17 protein-coding genes are annotated in these 9915 nt (G+C 32.5%); 5 read left to right on the forward strand and 12 right to left on the reverse strand.

Translation table 11 applies throughout. From position 1 onward, the window contains the following. Window positions 1-65: 65 nt before the first annotated feature. The 8 genes from E2L07_RS19245 to E2L07_RS19280 all read right to left on the reverse strand — a co-directional run bounded on the left by E2L07_RS19245 (window position 66) and on the right by E2L07_RS19280 (window position 3931). Complete coding sequence (locus E2L07_RS19245; protein WP_134230383.1) at window positions 66-305, reverse strand: hypothetical protein; 240 nt, start codon at window positions 303-305, stop codon at window positions 66-68. 5 nt (window positions 306-310) lie between these two features. Further along, window positions 311-610 (reverse strand): hypothetical protein, encoded by a 300-nt coding sequence (locus E2L07_RS19250; protein WP_134230384.1) that lies wholly within the window; start codon window positions 608-610, stop codon window positions 311-313. Between the two features lie 86 nt (window positions 611-696). Continuing rightward, window positions 697-861, reverse strand: coding sequence for a hypothetical protein (locus E2L07_RS20985; protein WP_166740134.1), 165 nt, complete (start codon window positions 859-861; stop codon window positions 697-699). Window positions 862-1274: 413 nt separating this feature from the next. Continuing rightward, window positions 1275-1472, reverse strand: a complete 198-nt coding sequence (locus E2L07_RS19255; protein WP_134230385.1) for a hypothetical protein — start codon at window positions 1470-1472, stop codon at window positions 1275-1277. A 60-nt stretch (window positions 1473-1532) separates the two neighbouring features. After that, a complete protein-coding gene (locus E2L07_RS19260) occupies window positions 1533-1829 on the reverse strand; it encodes a hypothetical protein (protein WP_134230386.1) in 297 nt (98 codons plus the stop codon). A 201-nt stretch (window positions 1830-2030) separates the two neighbouring features. After that, window positions 2031-3128, reverse strand: a complete 1098-nt coding sequence (locus E2L07_RS20990; RefSeq protein ID WP_166740133.1) for a hypothetical protein — start codon at window positions 3126-3128, stop codon at window positions 2031-2033. 70 nt (window positions 3129-3198) lie between these two features. After that, on the reverse strand, window positions 3199-3642 hold the full coding sequence (locus tag E2L07_RS19275) for an ArpU family phage packaging/lysis transcriptional regulator (protein ID WP_134230389.1): 444 nt from the start codon (window positions 3640-3642) through the stop codon (window positions 3199-3201). 61 nt (window positions 3643-3703) lie between these two features. Further along, the gene (locus E2L07_RS19280) at window positions 3704-3931 is read right to left on the reverse strand and encodes a helix-turn-helix transcriptional regulator (RefSeq protein ID WP_166740135.1); all 228 of its coding nucleotides are present in this window, start codon (window positions 3929-3931) and stop codon (window positions 3704-3706) included. A 202-nt stretch (window positions 3932-4133) separates the two neighbouring features. Here E2L07_RS19280 and E2L07_RS19285 point away from each other — a divergent pair, with 202 nt between their 5' ends. Both E2L07_RS19285 and E2L07_RS19290 read left to right on the forward strand, forming a co-directional pair. After that, a complete protein-coding gene (locus E2L07_RS19285) occupies window positions 4134-4553 on the forward strand; it encodes a helix-turn-helix domain-containing protein (protein WP_134230391.1) in 420 nt (139 codons plus the stop codon). A 49-nt stretch (window positions 4554-4602) separates the two neighbouring features. Beyond that, window positions 4603-5142 (forward strand): hypothetical protein, encoded by a 540-nt coding sequence (locus E2L07_RS19290; RefSeq protein WP_134230392.1) that lies wholly within the window; start codon window positions 4603-4605, stop codon window positions 5140-5142. Between the two features lie 153 nt (window positions 5143-5295). Here E2L07_RS19290 and E2L07_RS19295 read toward each other — a convergent pair whose 3' ends face one another. After that, window positions 5296-6375 (reverse strand): tetratricopeptide repeat protein, encoded by a 1080-nt coding sequence (locus tag E2L07_RS19295; protein WP_134230393.1) that lies wholly within the window; start codon window positions 6373-6375, stop codon window positions 5296-5298. Between the two features lie 294 nt (window positions 6376-6669). Between E2L07_RS19295 and E2L07_RS19300 the strand changes: the two genes are divergently transcribed. Continuing rightward, the gene (locus tag E2L07_RS19300; RefSeq protein WP_134230394.1) at window positions 6670-7143 is read left to right on the forward strand and encodes an ImmA/IrrE family metallo-endopeptidase; all 474 of its coding nucleotides are present in this window, start codon (window positions 6670-6672) and stop codon (window positions 7141-7143) included. A gap of 49 nt (window positions 7144-7192) precedes the next feature. Here E2L07_RS19300 and E2L07_RS19305 read toward each other — a convergent pair whose 3' ends face one another. After that, entirely contained in the window at window positions 7193-7447 is a 255-nt protein-coding gene (locus E2L07_RS19305) for a hypothetical protein (RefSeq protein ID WP_134230395.1), read from the reverse strand. After that, window positions 7447-8253 (reverse strand): ParA family protein, encoded by an 807-nt coding sequence (locus E2L07_RS19310; RefSeq protein WP_134230396.1) that lies wholly within the window; start codon window positions 8251-8253, stop codon window positions 7447-7449. Before E2L07_RS19310 ends, E2L07_RS19305 begins: the two co-directional genes overlap by 1 nt. A 187-nt stretch (window positions 8254-8440) precedes the next feature. Here E2L07_RS19310 and E2L07_RS20995 point away from each other — a divergent pair, with 187 nt between their 5' ends. Together E2L07_RS20995 and E2L07_RS19315 are read left to right on the forward strand one after the other, a co-directional pair. Then, window positions 8441-8596 carry a hypothetical protein gene (locus tag E2L07_RS20995; protein WP_166740136.1) on the forward strand — a complete coding sequence of 52 codons (156 nt, stop codon included), beginning with the start codon at window positions 8441-8443 and terminating at the stop codon, window positions 8594-8596. Then, a complete protein-coding gene (locus E2L07_RS19315) occupies window positions 8568-8963 on the forward strand; it encodes a type II toxin-antitoxin system PemK/MazF family toxin (RefSeq protein ID WP_243855015.1) in 396 nt (131 codons plus the stop codon). The genes E2L07_RS20995 and E2L07_RS19315 overlap by 29 nt, the downstream gene beginning before the upstream one ends. Before the next feature lie 59 nt (window positions 8964-9022). On the opposite strand, the gene E2L07_RS19320 is transcribed toward E2L07_RS19315, so the two are convergent. Beyond that, window positions 9023-9649: a hypothetical protein gene (locus tag E2L07_RS19320; RefSeq protein ID WP_134230397.1), complete on the reverse strand. Its 627-nt coding sequence runs from the start codon at window positions 9647-9649 to the stop codon at window positions 9023-9025. Window positions 9650-9915: the final 266 nt, after the last annotated feature.

Consider the following 9915-nt stretch of genomic DNA (forward strand, 5'->3'; position numbering starts at 1 on the left):
TGACACAATTACTGTAGTGGGACTTGGGGTGACTGGCAAGTCTTTTTTTGTTTACGCACAAAAATTTAGTGCAGGACTCTGCATTTTTCCTTTGCAAAGCTCTGCACTTTTATTTTGCCATACACAACCTTGTTTCTGACTCGTTCAGACACACCACCTTCTTCTCCAACAAGCTTATGAATTTCGTCACTCACATGTAAGAATTGATTGCCTTTTATACTTGAATAAGTAATATCAAGCATAAAAGGCACTATAAAAACAAGCGACAAGACAAGACAAAAAAGGAAACCTGTCTTTTCCCCCATACTGTTTACATTCCTCCCTTCAACCCTAGTCGGCGCTCTACCGTAGACGCAACTCGTCCTTTTTCATCCAGAATTTCCACTTTGAACTGGACACTTGTGATCTCTTTTTCAATCTCTGTTATAGATTCATTTACATCTAAAAAAACATACTGAATTCTTAGATCCTTACCATGATCTTTTTGTGTATTGACTATCTCAGTGATAAGGTTAGCCACTACATCTTTTTTGCTAATTGATATATTATTTTGGTTATCCCTCAAGTCCCCAACGTTTGCGGTCTTTAGAGTTGTTTCAATTTCTGTCACTGCATTCAACGACCCATAATGCTGTGAGTAATAGTACGCTGTAATTGCCATAACCCCACTAAAAGCTAGCCCTAATATTAGATATTTCAGCCAAGAAACCAAAGCTTATTGTCTACCTCCTTTCCCTCTTCTCTAACTACTAATCCATACTGACGAGAAAGACCATATAACTCTTCTGCTACGAAAAAATACGATAACAAGAAAAACATGACCTTTTGTACCTCATCCTCTGACATAACAGAACTACTCATCTTATCACCTTCTCTTTATAAAGTTTGATTAATTCCGAGTCACCCAGCCCCTCAAAATAGCCATCGTGCCAACCAGTTACCCAGACTAAAGTGGCAATCGTTTGTTTCCTTTGGTCACATGTCAATAACCCCTTCTTGTTGCATTCCTCTGTAATAATCTGATCTATGCTCTCTATAAAGCCCACCTCCCATTCTTTTTACTAAAAAAAGACTTGCTCCGTAGACGAAGCAAGTCCTTAAAAATAATTCTATATTTTCCCACGCTACAAATATATCACAGGAAGCGTCCTTTTTCAGTTCTTAAAAAGTACTGAAAAAGTCCAACAATATAATCAGTTATTTTTACGGATATTCGGATTATCTGGTGGAATACCCTTTGTTTTTGTTATGTCGCTATATGATCGTACTGCGACTCAACCCATGCTTTCAAACATATCTTCTTCTGTTGGTTTTTTGTTTATTTCTTCAAAAGCTAATAGTGTCATTTCGATTTGCTCTAACGAAGGGCAATCTTCTGATTCAGCTATATATCTTTGTATCTTGGTTAAAAAACTAGGGCATAAAGTCCAGCCACATTTCTTATTATCTTCATTTGCTTTTTGCAATCTCATTTAATTACCTCCTTATTATTCCCCTTTCCAATAAGCCGTTTGTTCGAACTATTCATTAACTCACATATCATCAAACGGTTTTTCTCTAACAAATTCCTTACCATTAAACCAATTTGCGAACTTCCAAATGAATGCAGTTAAGTCAATCGCACCTTCACTTTTAAAATGACCTAAAGAATCTTGAATTTCTTTATCTGTTACACCAGCCTGTTTTAATACCTCTCTGTTGTCTTTTGTATCTTCGATTAAGGCATAATATAAAACTTCTCCGTCTGCATCAAAATCAACAATTTCAAGGCTATTTAGTAAAGGTAAAGCAGTGTCTAACCAATCTTTTTCACCATATTTATTAGGCATTTTTTCTCACCCTTTCTCACTGCACAGTATTGGTCTACTGTGTAACATTTATTATTTCGGTAAAATGTCCCAATTTGTTTTCCACTACATAATCCGATTAGCGATTTTTACTTTCGGTAATTTCCTTCCTATGATCAAATAAATATCATGATTAGCTATTATAAAAGGGACTAAGGATTCACTTAGTCCCCATATAATAATTTATTTTCCGAATAAAGCCTTAAGTTTACTAATCAATGAATTGATAAACTTTTGTGTGGCTTCATTATACATGTATAAAGCAGTTCCTCCACCAACGGTGACAACTGATCCACCGATAATGAATAATGGCGTAGCAGGGAATTGCTTGTCTTCTTCTTCCTGTGTTTCCTCTTCTAAGATTTCTTCTTCTTCCTGCATTTCTTCTTCAATTTCTTCCACTTCTCCATTTTCTTCATTTCCTAGCAAAATATCAGCTTCTTCTTTTGTAACTTCCTGTTCAATTCCTTCTGATTTGACAATAGCAAAATAGCGACCGTTCCTTTCAATGACTTCCGCTTCCAGTTCTAATAATTCATCGACTGTATAGATTTTCGCTTTTTCTTCTTGAGCTTCTACACTGTCATCGTCTTTATCCTCTATTTTTACGTTGTTGCTTCCAGTGTTATTACTAGAAGAACCACCATTACTACTTTGAGTGCTATTACTAGATTGACTACTATTGTTTGAATTACTTCCGCTTTGTTTTGATTCCTCTTTTTTAGTACTTGGATTAGATGAACCCGTATTTGATGACCCTGATCCTGAGTTATTATTTTTATTAGAGCTTTCTGATCTAGGTTTATCCTGTTTTTTTGGTTGTTCTTTTTTCTTATCTGGTGTTGGGCTAACCGGTTTTGGTTCTGGTTTTGGTTCTGGTTTTGGTTCTGGTTTTGGTTCTGGTTTTGGTTCTGGTTTTGGTTCTGGTTTTGGTTTATTTTGTTCTTTGACAATAGTTGTGACAGTTAATATAAAAGTTCCTTGTTCAGACCCTTCTGCTACATAGACCGTCACTTTATCGCCATTATTCACTACCCCTTCATAGCTTCCAGTGAGATAAAATTGACCAGAGTTTGGTTCATATCCCCCTCTCACAAACTTAGCTAAAGCTCCTGTTGCTGACGCTCTATTATCCCCAGTGTGATCCGTAGTAATGGTAATTGATGATGATCCAGGATTGTCTGGCGTGTAAAAAGTATTAGCAAGCGCTGAGTTAGATGATGACATCATTCCATAAAAAACAAATACCGTTAAAAGTAATACTTTTACTGTTTTTCTCATCTTATGCGATCCCTTCCTTTTCATATCATATTTTATATCGTCAAAAGTTGCAAAACTTTGTACCCATATTTTATTCTCTAAAAACTACAACTTTTAAGGCGAACGCCAAGTTTATCAAAGCTGATTTTTTCTTTGTATAATAGGCTGTTCGGCTTATTCCGCATTTTTCCTGTATGACATAATCTGGTTCATCTTCTAAGTCTCTTGTTAAGTATCTTTTTATTATTAATTCTTTATCTTCTTTTTTTAATTTGTTTACACATTGGATTACCCACAGCAAGAAATTTTCAATTTCCTCTTTTTTATCAATAAAGCTCTCTATTTTACTGTGGAATTGATTAGAAAAGGTAGCATTGTGTTCAAGCGTTGATGTAATTGAGACAGATTCAAAATCATAACTCAAGGAGTACTGTTGATAATCAAATAATATCTTTTCTACTGCGTGTTTCGTTCTATTTACGTCCACTTTAGGTACTTTTTTAATGATGTTTTGCTTTTCTATTACTCCACCCACACATTTCCACCTCTTTCACCATATTTCATCGTTTACTATAGTGGACACTCAAACAAAAAAATTAATCTACAGTAATCAAAAAAATCTCGTCTACGTCTTTTTTAAGACCACTTGCAATTTTTGTAGCTACAAGAGTTCCAGCTTTTGTTTTCCCTCGTAAAACTCTGATAAAATAAGAATGAGAAACACCAATATTTTGCGCAAATTGCCTTTTTGTTAGTCCCATTTTCGCAAGGGTTAGTTCTATTTTCATACTCACATCTTTTTTCATAAGAAATTTAGCTCTCACCGCCATACTCCTTTCCTACTTTTCAGTCAGGTCATATTTATTTCGTATCAGTACCATTATATTACTACAAAAGTTCACTATAGTAAACACTTTTTAATCACTTTATTGGACAATTTTTTTCATCGACTTATATTAAACAGCTTAAAGCCTTATAATTATTTGTTAGAAGCGTTTAAAGAAATCCGCTTGAAAGGTGATCACTATGGAAAATAATTTTAGATTCGGGGAATATTTAAAAAGAAAAAGAAAAGAAAAGGGCTTTACGATTCGCAACTTAGCTTTAAAATCTGGTATATCCAAATCCTATATATCCATGCTTGAGAGAGGAGTAAAAAAGTACCCCTCTGCCCAAGTACTTAATAAATTAGCTAAACCTTTAGGCGTGACAGAACAGGAACTATTTAAGATTATCGGCTACATGGGAGAACACAATGTAGAAAAGCAAGAAGATAGTAAAGGTGCTATTACTACAAGTGATAAAAATAATCATATAATTAATGAAGAAGCTAACGTATTCTTTTTTGATTTAGACGGATTATCTGAAACAGATATACAACAGATTAAAGATCATATAGAATTTCTTAAACATAGAGCAAAAGATAAAAACAAAGGTAATGAATAACGGTATTCCTGTTAATCTTAAAAATAGTACTGAAATAAAGGGGACTATTATGTCAGAAAAGAGTGTTAGGTCAGTTAATGAGTCGAAATCATATAGAGTATCTACTTTTTATAAAATATGCTTTGAGACTGTAGTTAGTATTTATGGTAAACGAGATCCACTTACTGATGAACTAATAAGCTTATATTTTAAGGAACATTTCTCAGAACATTTTAATATTGACGATTTAAAACAATTGAATAAAACATCTTTAGCTGAAAAAATGCTAGATGAATTGATTAGATATAATAAATCCTTTAACGAATTAAAATACATTAAAAAAAGTGATCGGATAACAAGATTAGAGTCAAATTTAAAATCTAAGTATGGAGAAATACCAAGAGTACGAGAAAATATACACTTTAGATTACTTCCCCATTATCAAAATTTCATTACTAATTTTGCAGAAGGTACAATAGCAGAAGTACTAGAACTTGCAATTGCTAACTATATTACTAATCATTGTAGTACTTTTGAGTACGAATTGATCAATTTATCTTTTCATGGTCATATTAAACGATTAAAAAAAGAAGAAAATAAGCCCCTATAAAATTCTTAGGGGCTTTAAATATAGTCTACTATTGTTACCGTACTCGTTGGCGTAATTGTATGTTTACTAGCAAGGTTTTCTGTTTCCTCTCCGAATAGACAAAGACCGCTAATCAAAACAAGAAAAATCACTTTGTTCATTTTTTCAACCCCTTCAAATTAAATCATTTCTAGATTTAATCACTCGCTCACGTGCCGTTTGAGCTAAATCAAAGAATTCACACGCATGATCATATTGCTCACTATCCTTATAGTATTGAGCAATCACTAAAGCATATTCCTCAACGTAATTCCATAACCCTTTTTCAATAAAAAAATCAATTATTTTATTAAACTCTGTTTCCATTTCAAAATAATAAGAGTAATCAGGGTCATATAGTGCTTTTTGTACTCTTAGATGATATATATACTCATGATTACTTGTTTCTTTGCATACACCTATCGCTTTTTCATAATATTCATTTCCTGTATCTATATCATTAATTCTATAACATTCTCTTGAGAGTAGATAATAAGTTTTGATGAGCTGTTCTTTATCATTAGTTACAAATTCAAGTGCGTTTGTTAATTGCAAAACGGATTCTTTTGGTTTCCCTAATTTTGAGTATAAATGACCCAAATTATGATAGCATATACTTACATTGTCGTGATTTAACTTTTTATAAATTTTTAGAGCTTGATTGTAATGTAATTCACTCTCTTTTAATTGCTTTATTTCATAGTTATTATTAGCAATTACTATGTGACAATCTGCCATTCTCTTTAGTTTATTATTCTCTTTAAATATCTCGTAGGCTTTATATACATTTTTAATCGATAAAGTAATTTTATCAATCTCATAGTAAAGTGCAGATAAATTGTAATAAAACTCCCCTCGTTCCAAGGGATCAACCTTATTTAAAAATTTACTTGCCAGTTTAAAAAAGTACAGTGATTCCTCATACTCTGACTGATAAAATTTAAATAGCGCATTAAAATAATGATATGAGAAGTTATAAAGCTTATCATCCTCAATATAGGGTAACATTAATTCTTGTGTTTTTTCGAACAAATGAAAGTCTTTTTTAAGTAAATAATATCGTGCTGTTACAACATAATAGTATTTTTTTTCAGAAGGATTAACAGGTGGTTTTGTAGATAATTCAGAGAAAAGTTTATCAGCTTCTGGGTTTTGATCCCTTATCAATACATTTAAAGTTTCAAGTTCGTTGAAAGAACTCTCTTTTATTATCATTTTGTCCCTCCTTTATCTAGGTTAATTTCTAGATCCTTAAATATAATTAGTATAAATGTACTGTTTTAATCGGTCTACTTAATATTTCTCAAAAAAAAATAAGAATATCGCTTTATTCGGTCTTTTTCCTTAAATTCTTTCTATATTTATTTATTTTTCTTACATGGACATAAATTTATTTATTTTTTTTACTCTTGATATGTATTCTTGAATACAATATAATCCTATTAGAGGAAAAAAATAATAAAATATGAGAATCATATTATTCGTATAAGGGAAAAAGGAGTAGTACTTATGGATTATTTTCCGAACAGACTTGAATATTTAATATCACAAAGATTTAAACAAAAAGGCATATTGTTACCAGATGATCTTAAAATTGAAACTGTTGCAAATGCGTTTGACATTGAGATTTTTTACCACCAAACCTCATTTGCCTTCTTTCAAGGCAATTACAAAGCAATCACCTTAAACAAACATGTTGATAGTAGGCAACAGCATTATGAATTTTGGCACGAGTTAACTCATATATTAATACATACTGGCGATCAACTCAAAACAGCTAAATACATAAACAAATATCAAGAAATTGACGCAAATAAATGCGCTCTCTTTTGCGCCATGCCATATCATATGTTGCAATATATCGATTGGTATCAAGAAAATTTACTAGAACTACTTTTAGAACAATTTCATCTACCGAAGCACCAGCTAATCAATAGGTTGCAACAGATTCAGACAAAACAACAAAATATGGTCTTTAATTAATATAACAAAAAACAGGTAAAGTTTTTTAGCTTTACCTGTTTCGTTTATTTTATTTGTTCTTGAGAAATCCATAGATCCCTTTTTCTTGTTCGGTCAGTCCATGTTCCGCGTAGTATTCTGCAATTTCACCGACCAATTCATATAACTTAACATCTTTACTCTTTGCTAAAGCCATTAGTTTTTTGTGTGTATCTTCTGGCACCTTCATTGTCTTTAATTTAACATCTTCTTTCGGTCGATTTACATTCATAAACGGATTTTCCGCTTGAGAAGTAACTTTTTTTCTATTTAAACTTTTAGACATTAAACTTCAACCCCTTCTAACTTCTTAATTCTCATTAACATTTCATCTAAGACATTATTATACATGCCTAATACTTTTAAATCATGATGATCCTCTTCTGTGATTCCGTTAACATCAAACCTTTTGATACGCTCCCTGATCGATATATGCGCTTTGAATAGATCCTCTTCAAAAAGTTTCTCAGCTTCAGAAATAATGAAATTGTCTACTGTTCCATCCTTCTTCATCAAAACAGGCACAATACCGATTAAGTCAATTTTGGCATGGTAATTATCGATCATATCCTGTAGATATGGAATAAATTTTTCACTAGCCGACAAAGATCGTTCGTGTGTTTGCATTACTATCATCACAAAATCACTAGACACGACAGCATTATTAGTAAAGTCAGAAATTGTAGGTGGCACATCAATAAAAATGTAATCATAAGTTGACTTAAGAGGTGCTAAAAGAAAGTCAACAAAATAAGCACGTTTATAATTGTCGTCTTTCGCTTCTTTATTAAGCAGGAATGGGAAAGCAACTAAGTCTAAGTCAGAAGGTAGTAAATCTAAATTTTCTTTTATTTTTACGATTGCTTTTGTTAGGTTTTTATCAGCCATTGCTTGATACAATGTAGTATCTAAACGCTCTAAATTTGCTGTTCTTGCAAGTAGATCAGTTGCATTTGCCTGTGGGTCGAGATCTAAAACAAGGACTCTCTCCCCTCTTTGAGCAAGTAAATAAGAAAGTAAAACGGTAGTGGTTGTTTTTCCCACACCTCCTTTAAAATTGGCTACATTGATTACTTTAGCTGCTGCGTTCATATTATACACCCTTTCAACTTTTGGTTTGTACACTAATTTTACTACATTTATTAATAATAATTCAAGTAGTATTTTTAGTAATTTGAGTATTATACCTAATACCCTAAGTCAGGTTGTATTATTCTATAATTATCAGGAAAGACTGCTGGTAATATGTTATAATATAAAAAAGAAAGGAAGTGATCAGATGATCAGAAAACGCAAAAAGATCGCAAATAGACCGGAAACACTGAAAGAAGTTACCACAAGAGAGGATGAAGCGATCAAAGTAGGAAAAGCTTACGATTTTTTGTTTGAAGGGGAAAATAACGATTATGACGAAGAGTACAACGATTACATCTAATGAAGTAATGAAACAAGGACACTTGTGGGTTGCCCCCATATGGTCACACACAGCTAATAAGTTTGTTGGTCGTCCTATTGTCATCACAGGAAATGATTCAGCAAATGATAAGTTAGGTCTTATTGTGAATTTTGTTACTCGGACACCTGCCCGAAATGACTTTGACGTTGACCTAAAACATTGGAAATATGCAGGATTAAACTCTCCCTCTAGGGTTCGAACATCCAAACCGTTAACGATACTAAAAAAAGATCTAAATCAAACCCTATTTGAAAGAAATGGTGTTAGACAACCTAGAGGATACATAGGAAAATTACACGAAGAAGATTTAGCCAATGTTCTTGAAATGTGTAGGCTCATTTACTAACTTAACTTTTAAAACCTTTACTTAATAAAAGGTTTTTTTATTTGTAATCTCCCCTTCCCCTATGTAACCTTATCTATCCATTCTTTAAGAGTGGTAGTGATTGATTGCGAGTTAATCTTAACTTCATCAAACAAGTATTGTATAAGCTCAACCCATCCAAACTTCTCCTGATTAGGATTTTGACTCTCAATGTACTTAATCACCTTTTCTAATTCTTCCATTCTCCTTTTATCCAAATTCCCTTGTATAAACTCTTTAACAAAAGAATTTATAATCTCAGCATGTTTAAAACTAAACTCAAGTAACAATGCCACACATTTAGATGGCGTAACATCCAGAGCAAATGCAAGGGATTTAATTTTTTCAATATCTTGTTGTTTAAATCTTATAGTGATTCTAGATGTATTCCCCTGTAGCTGTAGTTTCTGTAGTGATTCCCTCTTCACATCGCCAATATAAAAAACATTATTATTAAATGTATAATTTCTCCGCATATGTGGAGATAATGATTCTATAACTTTATCGCTTTCTAAACACAGTAAAGTTAATGCTTCTGCAACATCTTTTATAGGCGTGTTAGTGATGTAACTCAATCTATCGATTGATTCCTTTAGGTTGTCTAAAATTGTAGGCTTACAATCAATTTTTTTATCAGCACGAACTTTTCTAACTACCTCTTCCCTCACATTAAAAACCTCCACAAAAAAATTCAGATTAAGAACAGTGTCCCTAAGTCCTAGATTTATTTATTAGTATGAAAAGGGGAGAGGTATTATGTATAAACAAAGCTAATTTTGGGAAACATCTTATTAAACTACGAAAGGCGTGTATTTTGCAAGCAAAAAGTTTAGAAGAATGCAATGAAAAGTTTAGAACTTTGCCAGCCCTTACTTTCTTTCTAATTAGCGATTCGATAATGCATGTTTCACACGGTAACTATCGCCAGTAAAAC

Source organism: Halalkalibacterium halodurans (assembly GCF_004376175.1).
GTDB classification, from domain to species: domain Bacteria; phylum Bacillota; class Bacilli; order Bacillales; family Bacillaceae_D; genus Halalkalibacterium; species Halalkalibacterium halodurans.